18 protein-coding genes are annotated in these 22,122 nt (G+C 53.4%); 11 read left to right on the top strand and 7 right to left on the bottom strand.

What is annotated here, in order from left to right:
• Positions 1-15: 15 nt before the first annotated feature.
• A complete protein-coding gene (locus HA50_RS26125; protein ID WP_084879692.1) occupies positions 16-744 on the bottom strand; it encodes an NADPH-dependent F420 reductase in 729 nt (242 codons plus the stop codon).
• The gene (locus HA50_RS26120; RefSeq protein WP_139811040.1) at positions 744-2,015 is read right to left on the bottom strand and encodes an NTP/NDP exchange transporter; all 1,272 of its coding nucleotides are present in this window, start codon (positions 2,013-2,015) and stop codon (positions 744-746) included. Before HA50_RS26120 ends, HA50_RS26125 begins: the two co-directional genes overlap by 1 nt.
• Before the next feature lie 218 nt (positions 2,016-2,233).
• On the opposite strand from HA50_RS26120, the gene HA50_RS26115 reads away from it, so the two are divergent.
• From HA50_RS26115 to HA50_RS26095, 5 genes are all read left to right on the top strand, one after another.
• On the top strand, positions 2,234-3,289 hold the full coding sequence (locus HA50_RS26115; RefSeq protein WP_084879690.1) for an NAD(P)-dependent alcohol dehydrogenase: 1,056 nt from the start codon (positions 2,234-2,236) through the stop codon (positions 3,287-3,289).
• A gap of 314 nt (positions 3,290-3,603) precedes the next feature.
• On the top strand, positions 3,604-3,858 hold the full coding sequence (locus HA50_RS26110) for a YdgH/BhsA/McbA family protein (RefSeq protein ID WP_084879689.1): 255 nt from the start codon (positions 3,604-3,606) through the stop codon (positions 3,856-3,858).
• A 150-nt stretch (positions 3,859-4,008) separates the two neighbouring features.
• Entirely contained in the window at positions 4,009-4,359 is a 351-nt protein-coding gene (locus HA50_RS26105; RefSeq protein WP_084879688.1) for a helix-turn-helix domain-containing protein, read from the top strand.
• Between the two features lie 36 nt (positions 4,360-4,395).
• A complete protein-coding gene (locus HA50_RS26100) occupies positions 4,396-5,568 on the top strand; it encodes an efflux RND transporter periplasmic adaptor subunit (protein ID WP_084879687.1) in 1,173 nt (390 codons plus the stop codon).
• Positions 5,568-8,729: an efflux RND transporter permease subunit gene (locus tag HA50_RS26095; protein WP_084879686.1), complete on the top strand. Its 3,162-nt coding sequence runs from the start codon at positions 5,568-5,570 to the stop codon at positions 8,727-8,729. The genes HA50_RS26100 and HA50_RS26095 overlap by 1 nt, the downstream gene beginning before the upstream one ends.
• 185 nt (positions 8,730-8,914) lie before the next feature.
• Here the strand turns inward: HA50_RS26095 and HA50_RS26090 are convergent, their stop codons facing one another.
• Positions 8,915-9,634, bottom strand: a complete 720-nt coding sequence (locus HA50_RS26090) for an SDR family NAD(P)-dependent oxidoreductase (RefSeq protein ID WP_084879685.1) — start codon at positions 9,632-9,634, stop codon at positions 8,915-8,917.
• Positions 9,635-9,899: 265 nt separating this feature from the next.
• Here HA50_RS26090 and ompC point away from each other — a divergent pair, with 265 nt between their 5' ends.
• Positions 9,900-11,033: a porin OmpC gene (gene ompC, locus HA50_RS26085; RefSeq protein WP_084879684.1), complete on the top strand. Its 1,134-nt coding sequence runs from the start codon at positions 9,900-9,902 to the stop codon at positions 11,031-11,033.
• Positions 11,034-11,074: 41 nt separating this feature from the next.
• On the opposite strand, the gene HA50_RS26080 is transcribed toward ompC, so the two are convergent.
• On the bottom strand, positions 11,075-11,857 hold the full coding sequence (locus HA50_RS26080) for an AraC family transcriptional regulator (RefSeq protein WP_158087444.1): 783 nt from the start codon (positions 11,855-11,857) through the stop codon (positions 11,075-11,077).
• A 180-nt stretch (positions 11,858-12,037) separates the two neighbouring features.
• Here HA50_RS26080 and HA50_RS26075 point away from each other — a divergent pair, with 180 nt between their 5' ends.
• From HA50_RS26075 to fhuB, 3 genes are read left to right on the top strand one after another with little or no spacing between them, the layout of a single operon-like run.
• Positions 12,038-14,212: a TonB-dependent siderophore receptor gene (locus HA50_RS26075; RefSeq protein ID WP_084879682.1), complete on the top strand. Its 2,175-nt coding sequence runs from the start codon at positions 12,038-12,040 to the stop codon at positions 14,210-14,212.
• Positions 14,206-15,162: an ABC transporter substrate-binding protein gene (locus tag HA50_RS26070; protein ID WP_084879681.1), complete on the top strand. Its 957-nt coding sequence runs from the start codon at positions 14,206-14,208 to the stop codon at positions 15,160-15,162. The genes HA50_RS26075 and HA50_RS26070 overlap by 7 nt, the downstream gene beginning before the upstream one ends.
• A complete protein-coding gene (gene fhuB / locus HA50_RS26065; RefSeq protein ID WP_158087443.1) occupies positions 15,159-17,153 on the top strand; it encodes a Fe(3+)-hydroxamate ABC transporter permease FhuB in 1,995 nt (664 codons plus the stop codon). Before HA50_RS26070 ends, fhuB begins: the two co-directional genes overlap by 4 nt.
• 2 nt (positions 17,154-17,155) lie before the next feature.
• On the opposite strand, the gene HA50_RS26060 is transcribed toward fhuB, so the two are convergent.
• Positions 17,156-18,118, bottom strand: a complete 963-nt coding sequence (locus HA50_RS26060) for a GlxA family transcriptional regulator (RefSeq protein WP_084879679.1) — start codon at positions 18,116-18,118, stop codon at positions 17,156-17,158.
• 115 nt (positions 18,119-18,233) lie between these two features.
• Between HA50_RS26060 and HA50_RS26055 the strand changes: the two genes are divergently transcribed.
• Together HA50_RS26055 and aegA are read left to right on the top strand one after the other, a co-directional pair.
• Entirely contained in the window at positions 18,234-18,875 is a 642-nt protein-coding gene (locus HA50_RS26055) for an HD domain-containing protein (RefSeq protein WP_084879678.1), read from the top strand.
• A 129-nt stretch (positions 18,876-19,004) separates the two neighbouring features.
• The gene (gene aegA / locus HA50_RS26050) at positions 19,005-20,972 is read left to right on the top strand and encodes a formate-dependent uric acid utilization protein AegA (protein ID WP_084879677.1); all 1,968 of its coding nucleotides are present in this window, start codon (positions 19,005-19,007) and stop codon (positions 20,970-20,972) included.
• A 49-nt stretch (positions 20,973-21,021) separates the two neighbouring features.
• Here the strand turns inward: aegA and HA50_RS26045 are convergent, their stop codons facing one another.
• Entirely contained in the window at positions 21,022-21,519 is a 498-nt protein-coding gene (locus HA50_RS26045; RefSeq protein ID WP_084879676.1) for a GNAT family N-acetyltransferase, read from the bottom strand.
• A 292-nt stretch (positions 21,520-21,811) separates the two neighbouring features.
• A complete protein-coding gene (locus tag HA50_RS26040) occupies positions 21,812-22,120 on the bottom strand; it encodes an ArsR/SmtB family transcription factor (RefSeq protein WP_084879675.1) in 309 nt (102 codons plus the stop codon).
• Between the last annotated feature and the right edge of the window lie 2 nt (positions 22,121-22,122).

Below are 22,122 nucleotides of genomic sequence, written 5' to 3'. Positions count from 1 at the left end.
GCGTTCAACCGGTGCTCAACCCGCTGCCGGTAAGCCGAGAATGTTACGTAACGCCGCAGCGTTGGTGTTGGCACGGAAACCCGGCCCCCCGCGCTGAAAGCTTCGCGCCGATGCCAGATTTCCGGTGATCACCGGGACAGAACCGACATCCTCCACTAACTTCGCCACGACAGTTAATGCCGCTGCGTCGTCACTGGCCATCGGCACCCCCAGTTTATTGCTCTGGCTGGCACTGGCAGAGGCCTCAATTGCCGTGGCATCAACGGCGCTGAAGGCGCGGACATAGCGCGTACCGGGCAATAATCTCTGGCTGGTCTCAGCGACGCCATCCTCGCTCATTTGCGAGCCCGGAGGATTGCAGGCATCAATCACAATCTTTCCTTTCATCAATGGCGCGAGCTGCTGGCCCAGTTGCGGTAGCGCATCGTAAGGCACAGCAAACAGCAGGATGTCACCAAACGCTGCGGCTTCGGCTGGCGTACCGGCACGGGCATTGGCACCCAGCGGGGCGATCTCGCGTCGCAGTTCATCAAGATGACGGGTGGAAAACATCACCTGATGCCCGGCTTTTACCCACAGTTTCGCCACCGTACCGCCCAGCCAGCCGGCACCGATGACACCGATTTTCAGCGTCCGTCCCGTGCCGGTGCCTTCAGCTCTGGCGAGTTGCATCGTGCCGCCGGTTAATCCGATGGCTCCGGTGATTGCGGCTAATTTGATAAGTTGACGTCTGGAAAAAGACATTAGTCACCTCCTGATTTGAGAGGAATGAAAGGAGATTTGCTGCCCAGCCACAGAGAGAGAGCCAGCCAGATGAGTGAAAGAGGGATGGCGATATAAGCCAGCACACCGGCGCTGCCTGAGAAATTTAATAATCCGGCATAACTCCAGCTTCCCAGCTGGTCACCCAGTCGATAAACCACCGTATCGATGAAATTTTTCGACTTGTAGCGTTCCTCTTTATTCACCCGGGTAAATAAAATTTCTCTGCCAGGACGGGCGAATGAAAAGTTGCTGATTCTGCGCACCACCTGGAACACCACAAAAATAATCAGCGAGGGAAACGCCAGTAATAATGAAAAGCCTGCCAGCGTCACCAGCGGTAAAATTGCCAGGGTAAATGATACGCCTAACCCTTTCAGGGTTCTGGACGTTAACATCAGCTGAGAGATGAGGGTAAATATATTGACCCACAAATCGATGGTGGCGAAAAATTGCGTGCGCGCGGCTCTGTCTGAAAAAGCGTTGGCGGCTATCCTCGCCTGTTCCAGATAAAGAAAAGTCGATGTCAGGCTGTACAGAATCATAAAAACGGCAATACCTGACAGGTAAGGCGAGCGCAGGGTGTGGGTGATACCGGCAAAGACCGAACCACCCACCGGGCGTTCAGATGCATGGCTCTCGTCCTGCTGTTGTTTGATATTTTCGGCATGGCTGACAGCGCGATGTGCCGACAGCAAGCTTAGCTCCAGCATCAGGAATGCCAGAAGAATCAATCCGCGCTGATCGATGACTTCCACTAACATCAGCGTCACCAGGGACCCGACCATCGCCCCCAGGGTAGCCCCGGCAGATAGGATGCCAAATAATCTCAACCCCTGCTCCGGGCTGAAAACATCAACAATCAGTGACCAGAAAATCGATACCACAAACAGGTTAAACACCGATACCCAGATAAAGAAAATTCTGCCCGTCCAGATACGGTATTCACTGAATGCAGGCAACAACAAAATAAAGAACATCAGCAGATGCGCAGCAAAAAAATGATAACTCAATTTAATTACTGTGATGCGGGAAAATCTTTTAACTAAAAATGAAAATATCGGCGTCAGAATTAACATAGCAATCAGCGTGCCACTGAATAGCCAGGGGAGATTATTGACTCCACCCGCCACACCTAACTCATCGCGAACCGGGCGCAACAGATAATACGCCAGAAAAAGCGAGAAGACATACAACATGGCCCAGGCGAGTATTCTGAACTCATTTTTTCTGACATCTAATAATTTGCTCATTCTGTCAGCATTCATAAATAGCATCCGAATACAGAATTCCAGAGGAGAATCATAAAAGACAGTGCAGAAAATAATTTATTGCAGATTAGCATTTTGCGTCATTAGTGATGAGCTATATTCATAAGGCCATTCATCCCCATAAAGGTAATTTTGTCTGGCGTAATCTGCTATTTACCTTATGGTTCTTTACCGCATGGTTTTATCCCAGGAGACAGAGAATGACCTTAAACGTGAAAGGCTATGCAGCCTTTGCCGCCAAAGAAGACTTAGTGCCACATAATTTCGTGCGTCGCGATCCGCGTGACAATGATGTGGTGATCGAGATTCTCTACAGCGGTGTTTGCCACTCCGATATCCACAACGCCTATAACGACTGGGGCGGTGCAAAATATCCGATGGTGCCCGGGCACGAAATTATTGGCCGTGTCACGCACGTTGGCAAAGCCGTCACCAAATTCAACGTTGGCGATCATGTTGGTGTCGGTTGCATGGTGGATTCCTGTCAGCATTGCAGCGCGTGTGAGCAGGGTCTGGAGCAGTATTGTGAAGAGGGCAACACCCTCACCTATAACGACGTTGATCGTCATGACCAGATGCCGACCTACGGTGGTTATTCTGACAAAATCGTCGTCACCGAGAAATTCGTGGTCAAAGTGCCGGATGGCCTGGATTTAAAAAGCGCCGCCCCGCTGTTGTGTGCCGGTATCACCACCTGGTCTCCGCTGCGTCACTGGAATGTGGGTCCGGGCAGCAAAGTTGCGGTGGTAGGTCTTGGCGGTCTCGGCCATATGGCGCTGAAGCTGGCTAAAGCGCTGGGTGCGGATGTCACACTATTCAGCCGTTCACCGAATAAATCGGAAGATGCCCGTCGCCTCGGTGCAGAACATATCGTCATTTCCACCGACGAAGCGCAGATGAAGGCGGTCTATAACCAGTTTGATCTGATTATCGACACCGTTCCCTACGTCCATGATCTGAAGCCTTATATCCCAACCCTGGCGCTGAACGGTACGCTGGTGCTGGTCGGTTATCTCGGTGACCTGGACCCGGTACTGAACAGTGCACCGCTGGTACTGGGCCGTAAATCTGTCGCCGGTTCAGTGATCGGTGGCATTGCTGAAACCCAGGAAATGATGGATTTCTGTGGTGAGCATGGCATCACTTCCGATGTTGAAATGATCAACATGCAGGACATCAATGATGCCTGGAAACGTATGCTGAAAAGCGATGTGAAATATCGTTTCGTCATCGATATTGCCTCGCTGAAAGCGTAGTCGCCATCATGCCGGGGAAGTGCTCTGCCACCTCCCCGCAATACATATTCCGGCTATCTCTCCCCTTTTCTATTCGCCCGGACTTTGATATATGTGAAATACTCACATGTCTTATCCGATTACCCGAAAATTATGTGATTCAGGTCAAATAGTAAACGGTACCTTTGCGAATTGTTAACGATTCGGGTCAAAATTGATGAGTATCACTCATAACGCTTATCGGTAATCCCCTCTAATTAAATGTATCTCGCAATGATACTATTACCTTGTCGTTAGGCTATTCCCTCCATTAACGGATTTGAATTGAGGTTTACATGAAGATTTTAACTGTCTCTGTCATTGCTCTTGCGAGCTTATTGACTGCTACCAGCGCGCTCGCTGCTGAAATTTCATCCGATATCTCTGGCAAACAGAAATTTGGCGTGGTTTCTGCCGAAGGTGCTTATTCGCTCGATGGACTGACTGACATGCTGTCTGATAAAGCCCAGGCCAAAGGTGCAACCGCAATGAAAGTAATCTCAGCAGGTGGAGTAAACAAACTGTATGGCGTGGCTGAGATTTATAAATAATCCCGCGAAGACGAAATAGACATTGGCAAGCCCACTTTCAGAAACCATTATCGTTTCTGCGCATAATTTTGTGTGTTCCGCTGCATAAATGCTTGTTTTTATTTCGTCTTTCTTCATCTCTCATCATTATTCGATTGTACAGGTGTAAGAATGGACCGACATGAAACCATTATCTGTGAGCTATTGACATGGATAGATGAAAACATTCGCAGCCCACTCAAAATTGAGGATGTTGCACAACGTTCTGGTTATTCAAAGTGGCATCTTCAGCGCATGTTCCATCGCATCATGAATATCAGCCTTGGCAATTATATTCGTGACAAGAAGCTGGAACTTGCCGCACATGATCTCATTGATAGCAATGAAGCCGTCATCGAAATTTCCGTTAAGTATGGTTACGACTCTCAGCAGTCTTTCACCCGCTCTTTCGCCCGGAAATATAATGTGCCGCCTGCGACTTATCGTCGCATGAAAACACATAACTTAAATTTCCAGGTTTAATTCAACGTCATTGCCGGTTTCCGGGAGACTATAACAATGCCCAATAACGTGGCACTTAAGCCTCTGGCTTTGCTATGCGCTTTCACCATTTTAAGTTTAACAGGATGTGATGACTCCTCAGGGAAAACTGCTCAGGCGCAGGAAGCGCCAGAAGTGCAGGTCCTCACGCTCAATACCCAGTCTTTAGCCGTGTCAACTGAATTACCAGGGCGTACTTCGGCGTTCCGCGTGGCCGAAGTTCGTCCGCAGGTTTCTGGCATCATTTTGAAACGTGCCTTCACCGAAGGCAGCGATGTGGTGGCGGGTCAGACGCTGTATCAAATCGACCCCGCACCGTTTCGTGCCAGCTTTAACAATGCCAAAGCCGCCGTATCACAGGCCGAAGCCAATGCGCGTATTGCTCAGGTGACGCTCAACCGCTACCGCTCACTGACCGGAACTAATTACATCAGCCGTCAGGATTTTGATCAGGCTGAAGCGACCGCCGCCCAGACGCGCGCAGCAGTGGAAGCCGCCAGTGCCGCACAGGAAACCGCCCGTATCAATCTGGCGTGGAGCACCATCACGTCGCCGATCAGCGGACGTATTGGACGCTCGTCAGTGACCGAAGGGGCGCTGGTGCAGAATGCCCAGTCCGATGCGCTGGCAACCGTTCAGCAGCTTGATCCGATGTATGTCGATGTGACGCAGTCGAGCGGCGATTTCCTGCGCCTGCAACAGGAACTGGCCTCCGGCAAGCTGCGTCAGAACGCGGGCAAAGCGGTCGTCAGCGTGATTATGGGTGACGGTGCCGTCTACCCCCGCACCGGGACGCTGGCTTTTTCTGACGTCACCGTCGATCAGACCACCGGCTCCATCACCCTGCGTGCGATTGTGCCCAACCCGGATCATACCCTGCTGCCCGGCATGTTCGTCCGCGCACGTCTGGATGAAGGCACCGATCCCCAGGCCTTGCTGATCCCGCAGCAGGCCGTTACGCGTACCCCGCGCGGTGAAGCCACCACGCTGGTGGTCGGTAGTGATAACAAAGTGGAAGTGCGCACCATCAGCGTCTCGCAGGCGGAAGGCGATAAATGGCGTGTGAATGGTGGCCTGCAGGCCGGGGAGCGCGTGATTGTGTCCGGTATCCAGCGGGCTCAACCAGGCATGACCGTTAAACCTGTTGCTGCAAACGCTTCCTCCTCTTCGTCCACAGGAACCGCTGACTGATGTCCAGATTCTTTATTGACCGGCCCATTTTTGCCTGGGTGCTGGCGATTATCGTCATGCTGGCCGGGGGGATTTCGATCCTCAAATTGCCGGTGGCACAGTACCCTGACGTCGCCCCCACCTCGGTGCAGATCCGCGCCACCTACCCCGGCGCTGACGCCACCACGCTGCAGAATACCGTGGCGCAGGTGATCGAACAGAACATGAGTGGCCTGGACGGCCTGATGTACATGTCCTCCAACAGCGACTCCTCCGGCACGCTGCAGCTCACGCTGTCGTTTGAGAACGGCACGGACCCGGATATCGCCCAGGTGCAGGTGCAGAACAAGCTGCAGCTCGCCACCCCACGTCTGCCGCAGGAAGTTCAGCAGCAGGGCATCTCGGTGCGTAAATCCTCCAGCGTGTTCTTCCTGGTGCCGGGCTTCGTCGATGAATCCGGCCACATGAGCATGGAAGATATCGCGGACTATGTGGCCTCCCATCTGCAGGACCCTCTCAGCCGTATCAACGGCGTCGGCGACACCACCCTGTTCGGTTCCCAGTACGCGATGCGTATCTGGCTCGACCCCAACAAGCTGGATAACTACCAGCTGACCCCGGTCGATGTCATGAGCATGATCAGATCCCAGAATGCGCAGATCGCCGCTGGCCAGCTCGGCGGTGCGCCACCGGTGAAGGGTCAGCAGCTTAACGCCTCGATCATTGCTCAAACGCGCCTCACCTCACCGGAACAGTTCGGCAACATTCTGCTGAAGGTGAACAGCGACGGCTCACAGGTGCGCCTGCATGACGTGGCCCGCATTCAGCGTGGCGGTGAGAACTACAACTTTGTGGTGAAAATTAACGGCAAACCGGCTTCCGCACTCGGCATTCAGCTGGCTGCGGGCGCTAACGCGCTGGATACCGCCAATGCCATCCGCGCCAAAATCAATGATCTGAAGCCCTTTTTCCCGCCGGGCCTGAAGGTGGTTTATCCCTACGACACCACGCCGTTTATCAGCATCTCGATCCACGAAGTGGTGAAAACGCTGTTTGAAGCGATCGTGCTGGTGTTCCTGGTGATGTACATGTTCCTGCAGAGCTTCCGCGCCACGCTGATCCCGACCATTGCGGTGCCGGTGGTGCTGCTCGGCACCTTTGGCATCCTTAGCGCCTTTGGTTACTCGATCAACACCCTGACCATGTTCGGCATGGTGCTGGCGATAGGCCTGCTGGTGGATGATGCCATCGTGGTGGTGGAGAACGTCGAACGTGTGATGGCCGAGGAAGGGCTAAAACCGAAAGCCGCTACACGAAAATCGATGGGGCAGATCCAGGGTGCGCTGGTCGGCATCGCGCTGGTGCTGTCGGCGGTATTTGTGCCAATGGCCTTCTTCGGTGGCAGTACCGGCGTTATCTATCGTCAGTTCTCCATTACCATCGTGTCGGCGATGGCGTTGTCCGTGCTGGTGGCGCTGATCCTGACGCCAGCCCTGTGCGTGACCATCCTGAAACCGGTAAAACCGGGTACCCACGGTCAGCATCGTGGCCTGTTCGGCTGGTTTAACCGCAAGTTCGATCAGAGCGCCCATCACTACACCAATTCCGTGGCGCGCATGCTGAATCGCAGCGGTCGCTTTCTGCTGATTTACGGCGTGCTGGTGGCGGGTATGGCGGTGCTGTTTATGCGTCTGCCCACCTCGTTCCTGCCGTCGGAAGACCAGGGCGTGCTGGCCACGCAGGCGATCCTGCCAGCTGGCGCAACCCAGGAACGCACCCAGGCCGTGCTGGACCAGGTGAGCGATTACTATCTGACCAACGAGAAAAAGAACGTTGAGAACGTGCTGTCAATCAACGGCTTCGGCTTTGCCGGACGCGGTCAGAACGTGGGCATCCTGTTTGTCGGCCTGAAAGACTGGTCAGAACGTGACGGTAGCGAGAACTCGGTTGATGGTATCGTCAGCCGTGCGATGAAATCGTTCAGTAAAATCATGGACGGTAACGTGGTGGCTTTTAACCTGCCGCCCATCATTGCGCTGGGTAACGCCACTGGCTTCGACTTTGAGCTGATCGATCAGGGCGGCCTCGGCCATGAGCAGCTGACAGCCGCGCGTAACAAACTGCTGGAACTGGCGCGTCAACACCCTGACGTGCTGACGGCGGTGCGTCCGAACGGCATGGAAGACAGCCCGCAATATAAGGTCAATATCGATCAGGAAAAAGCCACCGCGCTGGGCGTGGATCTCACCGACATCAACACCACCCTGAGCAGCGCCTGGGGCGGCAGCTATGTCAACGACTTCATTGACCAGGGCAGGGTGAAGCGCGTTTACGTGATGAGTGATGCGCCTTACCGCATGATGCCGAAGGACCTGAACAACTGGTACGTGCGCGCCAGCAACGGCAAAATGGTGCCTTTCGCCAGCTTTGCCAGCGCAGAATGGGTGTTTGGTTCACCGCGTCTGGAACGCTACAACGGCCTGTCGTCGGTCGAAATTCTCGGCCAGCCGTCACCGGGTAAAAGCTCCGGTGAGGCGATGGCGCTGATGGAACAGCTGGCGAAGCAGCTGCCACCAGGCATCGGCTATGACTGGACCGGGATGTCGTACCAGGAACGGATGAGCGGCCAGCAGGCCCCGGCGCTGTATGCTATCTCGCTGATCGTGGTGTTCCTGTGCCTGGCCGCATTGTATGAAAGCTGGTCGATCCCGTTCTCGGTGATGCTGGTGGTGCCGCTTGGCGTGTTTGGCGCGCTGGTTGCCACCATGCTGCGTGGTCTGAATAACGACGTCTACTTTGTGGTTGGCCTGCTGACGACCATAGGTCTGTCAGCGAAGAACGCCATCCTGATTGTGGAATTCGCCAAAGACCAGATTGAGATAGAAGGTAAAGGCGTGGTGGAAGCCACCCTGGAGGCCGCCCGTATGCGTCTGCGTCCAATCCTGATGACGTCACTGGCGTTTATCCTCGGCGTACTGCCACTGGCACTGAGTTCGGGTGCCGGTTCCGGCGCGCAGAACGCGGTGGGCACCGGGGTGATCGGTGGCATGGTGGCGGCGACGCTGCTGGCAATCTACTTCGTTCCGGTGTTCTTCGTCGTGGTGCGCAACCGCTTTGGTGGTAAGGCGCATGATGAGGACGATGATGAGGACGATGATGAGGACGAATACATCGCCCACTAGCCTGCTTGTCACCCGCTAGCATCATCAAACCAGCCGGTTTTACCGGCTGGTTTTTTTTATCCGTACGATGACCGATTGATTACGTTATAGACACAGGAAAGAAAAGTGAGATATCTGGCAGAGCGGAAGGTAAAAGAACCACAGACGAGGGTGAGATTTTATTTTACTCAACTACGGGCACAGCATCAGCGCAATGAATATCTCTCAGTCATATATTTCTGTTTAATCCCATCGCTAATTTTCTGAGTGAGTAGTCTGCGGGAATCATCCTCTGCCACAGTTTTACTCATCAGACCGTCCGGTTTGCAATTGTCACTCAAAGGAATTGTACTCGTCGGACGAACGAGTTCAAAACTGGATAATTCATCGTCAGATCTGACATTAATAACCTGCGTCCTGATGCCATAAGCGGAAATTTCATCCGTTATTGAATCAATAAATGCTCTCAATCCTTTTTTGATTGCATAACTAATCGCAACACTACCCGGCATTTTTTTATCAATTGGTGCTGAAATTAAAATGATCTGCCCTTTTTTTCGTTTTCTGAAAAATGGGATTAATGCACGAACCAACAGGATAGGCTCATTGATTCCTGAAATAAGTGCGGAATTAACATCCAGAGAAGTCATTTCTTCGGCCGACTGAGCTAAATTATGACTATCGCATAATATCACCCCGTCCACTTCAGACTCGCGCCCAAAAACAACCTTTAAGCAACTGATTATATTTGAATTTTCATAACTACTCATTTCCTCAGCTATGAAATTATCAGGGTATAAAGAGGTTAAGTCTGTAACATTTAAATAATTTTTGACAATAGCCGTAACATGATGCCCTTTGCGGAGCATCTGCCTGGCAACCTCTTTTCCCGTTCCGGCTTCAACACCGGTTAAGATCCAGTTCATAAGTTTTTTCTATATTTAACTTTTGTAAAGTTTTGAATAGCATTTTGTAAGCCTGCGTTATCAAATACCATAAGTTAGCAGGCGAACTATTTATGAAATTGTGCTCTTTTAGGCATTTCTCAGTATTAATTTTATCATTTACCCGATTGTGCCTTATTTGCATTAGCAGATTTACTAAAAATGCTTTCAATGTTAGAAAATTTATCGCCGGGGAACTTTTCCCGCGCCCATACAAAAACAAGCAGTGGTTTATACGAGGAATAAAATGAAAACGCCTATTAGAAAGCTTTCTTTAGCTATCGCAGGGTTTATTGTTGCAAGCGCAGCACATTCTGCTGAAGTATATAACAAAGATGGTAACAAATTAGACATCAACGGCATGGTGGTTGGTGAGAACTATATCAGTAATGATAAAAGCGTAAATGGTGACCAATCCTATATGCGTTTCGGGTTCCGTGGCGAAACGCAGATTAGCGACCAGCTCACCGGCTATGGCCAATGGCAGGCGCAATGGAACCTGAATCAGACTGAAAATCAGACCAATCAAATGTATACCCGTATTGGTTACGCAGGTCTGAAATACGGTAATTATGGTTCGTTCGATTACGGTCGTAATTCCGGCATCATGTATGACGCGTTCAGTTATACCGATATGCAGCCTGAGTTTGATGGCCTGACCTATAACTCAGACCAGTTCCTGTTCCACCGTGGTAATGGTCTGGCGACTTACCGTAATGATAATTTCTTTGGCCTCGTAGATGGCCTGCATTTTGCCCTGCAGTATCAGGGTAAAAACGATGGCGGCGGTGAGCCGGGCGTGCGTGATGTGCTGCGCCAGAATGGCGATACCTTTGGTATGTCAGCATCGTATGACATAGGCGCAGGCTTCAGCATTGCTGGCGCATTCATGAGCGGCGACCGTACCAACGAGCAGAACAGCCTGACCAGCGGCATCATGGGCCATGGTTCAAAAGCGGAAGCCTATACTGGCGCGATTAAATACGATGCCAACAATGTTTATCTGGCCGTGATGTATGCACGCGCCTATAACGCCTCTCGCTTTGGTTCTGCTTCTTCTGACGACAGCGCTTATGGTTATGCGAACCAGTCAGACCTGTTTGAAGCCTATGCTGGCTATACCTTTGATTTCGGTTTAGTACCGTTCATTGGTTATAACCAGACTCGCGGCAAACATCTGGGTGCCTCCGCTGATGGCAATACCTATGGCAACCAGGATCTGGTGAAATTTGTTGATATCGGTGCGACCTACAACTTCAATAAAAACATGAATGCGTATGTCGACTACCAGATCAACCTGATGGATAGCAGTGAGTTCTCTCAATCTGCTGGCATCAGCACCAGTGATGTTGTGGCAGTCGGCATGGTTTACCAGTTCTGATTGTTACCGGGCGAGGAGATCCTCGCCCGTATTTTCCCTGATTATCCCTTTTTGAAGTAATTTTGCGGTGTTTCCCCCATCGCCTTTCTGAACATGGTGATGAAAGAGCTGGAACTTCGATAGCCGAGTTCCGTCGCTATGGTGGCAACCGACATCCCCTGCGCCAGCCGGGTCATCGATTCCACCAGCCGTAACTGTTGTCGCCATTGGCCAAAGGTATAACCGGTCTGTTTGATAAACAGCCGACTCAGCGTTCTGTCGCTGGTGCCGATGCGATCACCCCATATTTCCAGTGATTCATTATTTGACGGTGCCAGCATCAGCGCCTTACAGATTTTCTGGAGTCGTCGATCTTCGGGAAGAGGCAAACACCCCTGCTGCAGTTCCTGTGCCTCGTGTAATCCTCTTAGCAACAACGGCACAATCATTTCGGAGAGAATATAAGTTTCCTGTCGGCGCTCTTTCACCATTTCCAGCACCAGTTCACGCAGCAGGGAAGAAACCAGCAAAACACAGCATTCTTTTCTTTCATGACGCCATACATCGGGTTCAATATAAATACTGTGCATCAGGGCTTCACCGGATGCATACAGTTCATGACCAGTACGGGGTAACAATAATAATCCGCGATTCGGTCCCAGCGTCCAGGAGCCCTGGCTGGTGATCACGCTGAGTACGCCACGGGTGGTGAAAATAAACTGTAATTGCTCGTGAGAATGCCACGCCTGCCGATCGCCGTTCCGGTATTCATAGGTATTAGCGATCACCGGACGAGACTGCTGCTGATATTGTCCCTGCGAAAAGTAATGCCATGTCTCTTCCACACTATCTCCGCTTATTGACGGCAAATTCCGCCAAAACATGTCTGTTTTGCAAAACTTATTGGCAATACACCCTAGCAGCCCATCTGATATGATTAAATATGAAAATAAAAATGATTTTCATTCTTGTTTGCATACGCAAAAAAACATAGCGACATCTTCATTTGAATCGGAATTGATGAAATGAAATCTTCGGAAATTTATGGGGCTACCTGCGTCATTTCACCTGCATCAGGGAAATATCCACTGTTAATCACTTTATTACTTCCGGTGGTGGCTCACGCTACGCAGCAACAAACCACCCAGGCGGATCAAAACGTCATGGAGGTCAATGCACAGGACTATAAAGAAACCGGTAACGGGCCGGTGTACGGTTATGTTGCTCATCAAAGCTCGGCCGGAACCAAAACTGACACGCCATTGATTAAAACGCCCCAGGCCATCTCTGTCGTCACACGGGATCAGATGTCTATTCAGAATGTCCAGAGTGTGGCCCAGGCGCTGCGTTACACCTCCGGTATCGCGTCGGAACAGCGCGGGGCGAATACGGATTCACTGGAATATCTCTATGGCAGAGGTTTTTTAATCGACGAACTCTGGAATGGCCTGTATACCCCCGGCCCGTCCGGTGGCTTCGGCTATAACGTGACCAGCTTCGATCCCTATATGTTTGAGCGTATCGAAGTATTACACGGTCCGGCTTCCGTCCTTTATGGGCAGGGATCACCGGGCGGCGTGGTGAATATGGTCAGCAAGTTGCCGCAGAAAAATCAGCTGAATGAGGCAGGCGTACAAACGGGCAGTTATGGCCGAGCTCAGGGTTTTGTTGATGTGGGTGGCGCGCTGAATAATGACCAGACTGTGCTCTACCGCATCGCAGCAGACGGCTTTAATACCAGTAGCCAGACTGATTTTGTTAAGGAACGTCGCTTTTCCATCGCGCCCAGCCTCGCCTGGCAAATAAACGACGACACGCATTTCACGCTGTACGGTAATTATCAGACAGACCCGGATGCCGGATATTATAATTCTGTCCCCATCAATGGGAACATCAAGGTGCCACGCAGCCTGAACCCTGGCGATCCCAGCTTCGACAGCTTCCGCAAGACGCAAGGTGCGATTGGTGAAGAGTTAACTCACCGATTTAATGATGTCTGGTCAGTGAAACAAAGCTATCGCTTCCTGCGCAACAGCCAGAAATTACAGTATGTCGGGAATGACGGATTTAATGCTGATGGCAAAACCCTGAATCGCACCGCCTATCTCAACTATGGCGATGTTGACGCGCATACGCTCGATAATCAGGCACTGGCAACATTCACCACCGGTGCGGTGTCTCACAAGGCAACGTTTGGCGTTGATTATCAGCACATCCGCTTCAGCCACTGGTTTTACAGCGCAGCCGCACCGTCGCTGAGCATCAGTAACCCGCAATATGGGCAGACTATCCCTGGCCCAAATTTCATGTACGCCACCTCCACAGAGGCGACGCTGGAGCAGCTCGGTGCTTACGGACAGGACCAGATTGATGTCGGTAACTGGTCGTTTTTATTGGGCATGAGGGAAGACTGGACCAATAACAGTACGCATTCCTTTAAAACGCAGGAGACACAGTATCAGTCGGCCCGTGCGTTTACCTGGCGTACCGGTGCGGTTTATCAGTTCGCTAATGGTATCGCCCCTTACATCAGCTACTCACAGTCTTTCCAGCCACAGCTGGGAACGGATTATGAAGGTAAGGCGTTTACACCGTCGAAAGGCGAACAATATGAGGCAGGTGTTAAGTTCCAGCCGAAGCACAGCAACAGCTTCATTACGCTTTCTTTGTTCCAGATAAATAAAACCGATGTCCAGACCAGCGATCCCGAACACTCAGGTTTTAGCGTACTGACCGGTGAAGTCAGATCCCGGGGAGTCGAAGCCGAGGCACACGCCAGCCTGACAGACCACTTACAGTTAATCGGTAGCTATACCTACACCGACATCACCAATACAAACAGCAACACCGCACAAGGTAAAGCCCCGGTGGGGATTCCGCGTAATACCGGCTCGCTGTGGGCGGATTACACCCAGTATTCCGGCGCACTGGCGGGCTGGCAGTTCGGGGCTGGTGTACGTTATATCGGTGGTTCTTACGGTGACACTAACAACACCTTCAAAACCTCCTCTGCAACCTTAGTGGACACCGCGCTACGTTATGATTTGGGCCAGCTCAGTTCTTCGCTGGAAGGGTGGATGGCGTCACTGAACGCCAGCAATCTGTTTGACCGACACTATATTGCCAGCTGTACCGGTCAGTCTTATTGCTACTGGGGTGCGGGCCGCATGGTCCTGGCGGGTATCAAATACCAATGGTAAGTTCCGGATGCGCATCAGTCAGCCGACGTCATTTTCTGCGGCTGTCTGCCTTGCTCGGGCTGCAATTCACGCTGGCACAGGGACGTGCTGCTGAGGTGCCACCCAGCGGGAAGCGAATTATCGTTCTCGACTGGATGCTGACAGAATCCCTGCTGCTGTTAGGGATCACCCCTGTTGCGGTCGCCAATCCCGATGGATTCCGACAGACTTTTCACGCCGTGACATTACCTGCGGCGGTGGCAGACGTTGGGTTGATTTATCAACCCAATCTGGAACTGCTGACGTTGTTACGCCCGGAACTGATCATTATCACGCCTGCTCATGCCGTCATCGCTCCGCTGTTGCAGCGCATCGCGCCGATTCTTACCGTGGGTGAAGCCGACTCCTATGGACGATACGCCTTTGATCAAGCCAGTGCGGCATTGATGACTCTGGGTCATTTTTTCAACCGGGTGGCAATTGCACAGGCGGTGATTTTCAGGGCGCAGCACCTGTTCGCAACCGCGCGCAAACGCCTCGCGATGCTGCCGGGGGCGGCACAGCGAAAAGTGTTCATTGTGCAGTTTATTGATGAAGCCTTCGTCCGCCTGGCGGGTGCCGGAAGTCTGTACGGTGATTTGCTTGCCCGGCTTGGGGTGACTAACGCCTGCCATGCCCCCACCGCCGTCTCTGGTTTCGCCACCACCGGCTATGATGCGCTTTACGCTGAACCTGAAGCTTTGTTGATCGCTTTTTCGCCGATGCCCATCAGCGTCAGGCTGATGTTGCAGCACAACCCGGTATGGCAGGCGCTGCCTTTTCGGCAGCCCGGCCACCATCTTTTTATTCCACCCACACCGGCCAATGGCGGCGTGATTTCGGCGATAGCGTTCACTGACGCACTGGCCTGCGCCATTACCTCGGCGGCCAGCAGCCATGCCGGGCCACCATGCTCCTGGGTAAATTCATGAAGCGCCCTGTCGCTATTTTCATCATCTTTATGGTCTGCGCGCTGGCCGCTGTGCTTTTCTGGCTCAGAGTATCCCACTATCTGCCGTTATCGTTATGGTACGCCGCCCTTGTAACCCCCAGGCCCGATAGCATCGGGGTGCTTATTTTTCTTTATAACGATCTGCCACGCCTGGCGATGGCCGGGATCTGCGGGGCCGGGCTGGCTTTTTCCGGCGTGGTCAGCCAGCAGATGTTGCGTAATCCGCTCGCGGAACCCATGACGCTGGGCATCGCCTCAGGGTCTTATCTGGTTCTATCGTTGGTGACGGTATTCTTCCCGGTACTCTTCATCGCCGGAAGAGAATGGGTTGCTTTTGTCGGGGGCGGGCTGGCGCTGTGTTTTGTCATGCTGATTGCTTTGCGTCAGCGCACCTCGGGGGTCTCCCTGATTCTGGCGGGAATGATACTGAACCTGTGTTGCAGCGCAGTCGGGGTCATACTGGCGATTCTGTACTTCCGGCAATTAAGTTTTATGGCGCTATGGGGGGGTGGCTCTCTGGCACAGTATGACTGGCGCAGTACCACGCAACTTTTCCTGCATCTGCTGCCTTGTATTGGGTTTTGTCTGCTGTTTGCCCGGCCAATGGGCATCTATGGAACCGGAGACGTTCAGGCAAAGAACCTGGGCATTTCTGTTCCATGGCTGCTGGCGGCGACCATGGGTGCGGTGTTGCTGATCACTGCGCTGATTGTCAGCTCTGTGGGCATCATCGGTTTTGTCGGTCTCGGCGCACCGCATCTGGCGCGTCTTGCCGGTGCCCGTCGATTACGGGATCGCCTGTTGTGGGCATCAGTACTTGGCATGGTCCTTCTGTGGCTGGCCGATGAACTGGCACGTCGCCTGTCCGGGCTGTGGGGGCTGATGATCCCGGTGGGTGCGGTCACGACTTTACTTGGCGCGCCAGTGATACTGGGTTATCTGTCACGCGCTAAAACGTCTGTGATGCCGCGTGAAACCCGTGTGCTCCCCGCCATGACGGTGCCCGCAGAGAAGAAAAAGTCCCGCTGGGCGCTGCTGACGTCTAATCTGGTATGCCTGCTGGTGCTGAGCCTGGTCTTCCTGGTGCTGGGGAAAGGGTTACATGGCTGGCAACTTGAATTTCCCTGGCATTCCGCCCCACGGGTCTCGCTGCGCCTGATACAGCTCACCGCCGCCATTTCCGTCGGGGTATTGCTGGCGATTGCCGGTGGCATCATCCAGAACCTGTCAGGAAACACCATGGCCAGCCCGGACCTGCTGGGGATCACCGCCGGTGGCGCGCTGGGGATCACTGCCACCCTTTTTCTCTCGCCAGCCAATACCGGCAATATCGTGATGGGCTGTGCCCTGGGTTGCGGCGCGGTGTTACTGCTGTTGCTGCTGCTCGGCCGCCGTTCCCACTATGCCCCGGAGACGCTGCTACTGGCAGGGGTATCACTGACGCTTATCCTGCAAGCGGTATCAACCGTAGTGATGGCGAGTGGTGACCTGCGCGTCATGCAGTTGTTTAGTCTGTTGATCGGTTCCACTTATAGCGTCAGACCGCATCAGGCTGAAATTGTGCTCCTCTCGGCTATCGCTCTGGTTGCCATCCTGCCGCTGATTCAACGCTGGCTGGTGATATTGCCGTTGGGCGCTCAGGTTGCTTACGGGCTGGGCATCAACATTCGCTTTGCACGCCTGGTGTTATGGCTGCTCAGCGCGTCTGCCACTGCCATGGCGACGATGATCGTCGGGCCTTTATCCTTTATCGGTCTGGTTGCGCCGCATATGGCCAGAATGCAGGGAGCGGATAAACCGCTGCCCTTTCTTCTCACCTCCGCCTCTTTTGGCGCATTGCTGATGCTGGCTGCCGACTGGATGGGTCGATGGATGCTGTTTCCCAGGGAAATCGCTACCGGGGCGATTGCATCCCTGACTGGGGGGATCTATCTGGTGATTATTATGCTGCGGGGCCGCAGAGCAGCCTGACCTTATTTTTTCGCACCGTAGATCTTCCGATAGACCGTGGGTGTCAGACCGGTCACCTTGATAAAGGCTCTGCGCATCACATCACTGCTGCTGTAGCCGCACAAGGAAGCGATGGATTTCATCGGGGTCTCGGCACAAAGAAGTTCCTGGGCGCGGGTAATCCTCGCCCCCTCCAGCCATTCTGCGGTTCCCAGGCCCATCTCCTGATTAAACAGGCGATTCACATGGCGGGGACTCAGATTGAGGTGCTGCGCCAGATGCGCCGCATTTTTGACTTCATCAAGATGGGTCAACGCCCAGCGCTGTAAATCCTGTAACGCCGAACGGCCAGCGAGGGATGTCTGTTGTTTACGGATAAAATGGCCCTGACCTGCGGGTCGGCGAAAAAACATCACCAGGTTGGCTGCCACATCCTGCGCAACTTCCCGCCCGACATCTTCCTCGACAAAACGCAGCGCCAAATCCATGCCCGATGTCACCCCTGCCGCGGTACGCACCGGGCCGTCGGCGATATAGAGGGCATCGGCATCAACCCGGGTCGCGGGATAACGTCGTGACAACTCTTTCGCCACCGACCAGTGCGTGGTGACCTGCCGTGCATCCAGCAAACCGGTTTGCGCCAGCAACAGCGCACCAGTGCAAACCGAGCCATAACGGTGACTCTGACGACACAGCTGGGTTATGGCGGCAATCTGTCCCTCATCCAATACCTGATCGTGAATATCGGGCGCACCCGCCACCAGAAAGGTTAATCCCGCTGGCGTGGCAAACGTGGCCAGCGCACTATCCGTTGCAATCCTGACGCCGGAAGAAGACTGAACGCTATCCCCGGCCAGTGACATGACGCTGGTTTTATACACCTCACGGCGCAGGATACGATTGGCTTCCGCAAAAACATCCAGCGGCCCGGCAACATCGAGCAATTGTACGCCTGGCACTGCCAGGATCACGACGTGATGCAGCATCCTCTTTCCTCATGACGGTTTATGTCTGTATGTCCGATATTGCCCAACTAATACTATTATAGACATTCCGCTTCTCTTTTAGAATGAGCGACAGACATTCAACCGGAGAAATAACATGAACTTCACTCTTCAGGGGATCCGCATTCCCGATACGCAAATGGCCCGTGATACCACCACCTTTATTCGTGACACAGAATCGGACCTGCTGTTCAACCACTCCAGTCGGGTTTTTTACTGGGCAGCACTGGCGGGCAGGCAGCGGGATATCAAAGTCGATCATGAATTGCTGTATGTGGGGTGTATGTTCCATGACATCGGACTGACTCATGAACATTGCAGCTGCGATAAGCGTTTTGAAGTCGATGGAGCCAATGCGGCGCGTGAATTTATGCGCAGTTACGGCGTGAAACAGCAAGACATCGACAAAGTGTGGACCGCCATCGCCCTGCATACCACGCCGGGGATTCCTGAGTTTATGGCACCAGAAATCGCCCTTGTTACCGCAGGTGTGGAAATGGATGTGCTGGGAATGGGCTATGAAACCTTTAGCGATGCTGATCGGGAAGCGGTGGTTATGCAGCATCCTCGCACGCCTGATTTTAAGGAGGATATTATCCAGGCCTTCTACGATGGCATTAAACACAAACCCGCAACTACCTTTGGTAACGTCAAGGCAGATGTGCTGAAAGACAAGGACGCGGGATTTACGCCGATGAATTTCTGCAACGTGATCCGCCAGTCGCGCTGGCAAAGTTGAACACCTCCCTGCCTCACTGCGGTAAGTTCACCTGATTTGGGCAAATGAACATTGCCTGACTCAGGTGCACCCGGTAAATTTAATAGCCACATAAAACCCATGGTTTCTTAAGCCAGCAAGAAGGTTGTCATGAACCGTTTTATTGTGGCGAACAGCCAGCAATGTATAGGATGTCGTGCCTGTGAAGTCGCCTGCGTGATGGCGCATAACGATGAGCAACACGTGCTAAGCCCCGAGCAGTTTCATCCGCGCATTACGGTGATTAAACATCAGCAGCAGCGCAATGCCATCACCTGTCATCACTGTGAAGATGCCCCCTGCGCTCGCAGTTGCCCGATGGGTGCCATCAGCCGCATGGGTGATTCGGTGCAGGTTGATCAGCAAAGGTGCATTGGCTGTAAATCCTGTGCCATTGCCTGCCCTTTCGGCACCATGCAGGTACTGGTCACCCCGCTGGAGGGAGGACAGGTGAAAGCCACTGCGCACAAATGCGATCTCTGCCTTGAGCGCCCGGACGGCCCGGCCTGTGCGCAACATTGCCCGGCAGATGCACTGCGCCTGGTGAATGACGCGGCACTGACAAACCTGGTGCAAGCGCGCCGCCTGCACACGGCCTGCCAGGAAGCGCAGCCGTGGCATAAAGTCGCAGCGGCAACGCCGGTGCCTGACGATCATAAAGTGCAGCATATGCGTAAAACCCCACCGCGTGGTGAACCGGATAAACTGCCGCTGGCCGCACGCAAAGCCGGCTTTGACGAAATCTATCTGCCCTTTCGTGCCGACCAGGCACTGCGTGAAGCGCAACGCTGCCTGACCTGCGGCGAACATAGCATCTGTGAATGGACCTGCCCGCTGCATAACCATATCCCGCAATGGGTAACGCAGGTGAGAGAAGGCAACATTGCTGCCGCCGTGGAGCTTTCTCATCAGACCAACTGCCTGCCGGAGATCACTGGCCGCGTTTGCCCGCAGGATCGGCTATGTGAAGGTGCCTGCACGGTGCGCGACGATTATGGCGCGGTAACCATTGGCAATATTGAACGTTATATTTCTGACCAGGCGCTGGCGCAGGGCTGGCGGCCCGATCTCAGCGCAGTGCAGCCAGTGAAGAAACGCATTGCCATTATCGGTGCCGGACCTGCCGGGCTGGCCTGCGCCGATGTGCTGGCACGCAATGGCGTCAGCGCGACGGTTTATGATCGCCACCCGGAAATCGGCGGTCTGCTCACCTTTGGTATTCCCTCCTTCAAGCTGGATAAATCGCTGCTGGCGCGACGTCGTGAGATCTTCAGTGCGATGGGCATCCGTTTTGAGCTGAACTGCGAAATTGGCAAAGATATCGCGCTGGATAAAGTGCTTAACGACTATGACGCGGTATTTCTTGGTGTCGGGACTTATCGCTCGATGAAGGCCGACCTGCCCAACGAGGATGCGCCCGGTGTCTGTGAAGCGCTGCCGTTTCTGATTGCCAATACCCGGCAGTTGATGGGCCTGCCGGAGAGTGCAGAACAACCGTTTATCAATACCGCAGGTCTGAATATCGTGGTACTGGGCGGTGGCGATACCGCGATGGACTGCGTGCGCACGGCGTTGCGCCACGGAGCCAGCAAAGTTACCTGCGCCTATCGGCGTGATGAGGCCAATATGCCCGGCTCACGCAAAGAGGTGAAAAACGCGCGCGACGAGGGTGCAGCGTTTGAATTTAATGTGCAGCCAGTACAGCTGGAACTGGACGACAGCGGCAAGGTGTGTGGCATTCGTCTGCTGCGTACACAACCCGGCGAACCGGATGCAACGGGACGCCGTCGGCCAGTACCGATTGAAGGCAGTGAGTTTGTGATGCCTGCTGATATCGTGATTATGGCGTTTGGTTTCAATCCGCATGCCATGCCATGGCTGGCAGGCCAGAATGTGCGCCTGGATAACCGGGGGCGTATCGCTGCCAGCGTCAACAGCGCGTATCGATATCAGACCAGCAATCCGAAGATCTTCGCCGGGGGTGATGCGGTGCGTGGGGCCGATCTGGTGGTGACGGCAATGGCGGAAGGCCGCCATGCGGCACAAGGTATGATGGACTGGCTGGGGATCAAACATTAACGCCCTGCTCGCCACTGCGGGGCTTATTTCATCCGCAGTGGCAGTGTTTTTAAGACCTGAGGTCCATGATCATCTCGTACCATTCCTCACCACCATGTGTGGATTCAGACTGGCGGGTAAAGCGGTATCCGGCTTTTTCATACAGGCCGAGATAGCCCTGCTTGCACATCAGGTGAATGGTTTCTTTCCCCGTCGCGGCCATCAGAGCAACGAACTCCTTCATCATCACTGACGACCAGCCCTGCCCCTGATAATCAGGATGAATCACCACCGACATGATGACCACATTCGGGGCCTGTGGATCGTGACCAATCAGCTGTTTGAACTCCTCTGCTGACATCTCAACCTCCCAGGCACAACCGCAATTGATAAACCCGATCAGGGAGCCCTCCACGACCAGACAGCGAAATCCCTCCGGGTAATCACGGATACGGATGGCAATTTTTTCGCGTGTGGCAGCTTCATCTGCGGGATACGCCGCAGCTTCAATTTCGTGGCAATGGTCAAGATCGGCCATCGTGGCCTGGCGGAATTCCCACCGTGACATAACTCCTCCGGGTTTGAACAGGAACAAATGGGCGGCTATTCTACAGCGGAAAAATAATGAACGTACTGCATTGTTTGCAGTGTGATCTCAGCCGCCAATGAGCTTGCCATCAGTCCGTCCAGAGTCAATACCGCCAACCATAGCTGGATGAAAGAACAAATCCTGTTGTCGGGAGAGTGATGAATGTTAAGTGGGATGATAGAAAATTCAGTTCGCCCCTGCTGCAAATCATTGAGGCGCGACAATTGATGAAAAAAGCTCAAAGGTAAGAAAGTGACGTCTGACTCCCCGGTCAGACCTGCTTTTCCAGTAAACGGAAAAACTCGGCAATCTTCTCTTCATCACGTTTGTAATAGGTCCATGGGCCGATGCGACGAGAAGTCACCAGCTGTGCACGTTGCAGGGCTGCAAGATAAAGTGACACCGTGGACTGCGACAATCCTACCTTCTCCTGAATGATGCTGACACACACGCCAACCTCATCGGCATCCGCATAGGGCTGATCAAAATGCTTTTTGGGCTCTTTGAGCCACTGCAGGATTTCCATCCGAACCGGATTGCTCAGCGCTTTTAGCACATCATTTAATTTGATTTCAGACATTA

The organism is Pantoea cypripedii (genome assembly GCF_002095535.1).
GTDB lineage: Bacteria > Pseudomonadota > Gammaproteobacteria > Enterobacterales > Enterobacteriaceae > Pantoea > Pantoea cypripedii.
Note: the sequence above shows the minus strand (reverse complement) of the source record. Positions and strands in the feature narration are given on the sequence as shown.

Bases quoted from the DNA above. Each gene is read 5' to 3' on its own strand.
- HA50_RS26110 (WP_084879689.1), top strand. From the start codon at position 3,604: ATGAAGATTTTAACTGTCTCTGTCATTGCTCTTGCGAGCTTATTGACT.
- HA50_RS26105 (WP_084879688.1), top strand. From the start codon at position 4,009: ATGGACCGACATGAAACCATTATCTGTGAGCTATTGACATGGATAGAT.
- HA50_RS26060 (WP_084879679.1), bottom strand. From the start codon at position 18,118: ATGCTGCATCACGTCGTGATCCTGGCAGTGCCAGGCGTACAATTGCTC.
- HA50_RS26115 (WP_084879690.1), top strand. From the start codon at position 2,234: ATGACCTTAAACGTGAAAGGCTATGCAGCCTTTGCCGCCAAAGAAGAC.
- aegA (WP_084879677.1), top strand. From the start codon at position 19,005: ATGAACCGTTTTATTGTGGCGAACAGCCAGCAATGTATAGGATGTCGT.
- ompC (WP_084879684.1), top strand. From the start codon at position 9,900: ATGAAAACGCCTATTAGAAAGCTTTCTTTAGCTATCGCAGGGTTTATT.
- HA50_RS26075 (WP_084879682.1), top strand. From the start codon at position 12,038: ATGAAATCTTCGGAAATTTATGGGGCTACCTGCGTCATTTCACCTGCA.
- fhuB (WP_158087443.1), top strand. From the start codon at position 15,159: ATGAAGCGCCCTGTCGCTATTTTCATCATCTTTATGGTCTGCGCGCTG.
- HA50_RS26040 (WP_084879675.1), bottom strand. From the start codon at position 22,120: ATGTCTGAAATCAAATTAAATGATGTGCTAAAAGCGCTGAGCAATCCG.
- HA50_RS26070 (WP_084879681.1), top strand. From the start codon at position 14,206: ATGGTAAGTTCCGGATGCGCATCAGTCAGCCGACGTCATTTTCTGCGG.
- HA50_RS26055 (WP_084879678.1), top strand. From the start codon at position 18,234: ATGAACTTCACTCTTCAGGGGATCCGCATTCCCGATACGCAAATGGCC.
- HA50_RS26090 (WP_084879685.1), bottom strand. From the start codon at position 9,634: ATGAACTGGATCTTAACCGGTGTTGAAGCCGGAACGGGAAAAGAGGTT.
- HA50_RS26120 (WP_139811040.1), bottom strand. From the start codon at position 2,015: ATGAGCAAATTATTAGATGTCAGAAAAAATGAGTTCAGAATACTCGCC.
- HA50_RS26100 (WP_084879687.1), top strand. From the start codon at position 4,396: ATGCCCAATAACGTGGCACTTAAGCCTCTGGCTTTGCTATGCGCTTTC.
- HA50_RS26095 (WP_084879686.1), top strand. From the start codon at position 5,568: ATGTCCAGATTCTTTATTGACCGGCCCATTTTTGCCTGGGTGCTGGCG.
- HA50_RS26125 (WP_084879692.1), bottom strand. From the start codon at position 744: ATGTCTTTTTCCAGACGTCAACTTATCAAATTAGCCGCAATCACCGGA.
- HA50_RS26045 (WP_084879676.1), bottom strand. From the start codon at position 21,519: ATGTCACGGTGGGAATTCCGCCAGGCCACGATGGCCGATCTTGACCAT.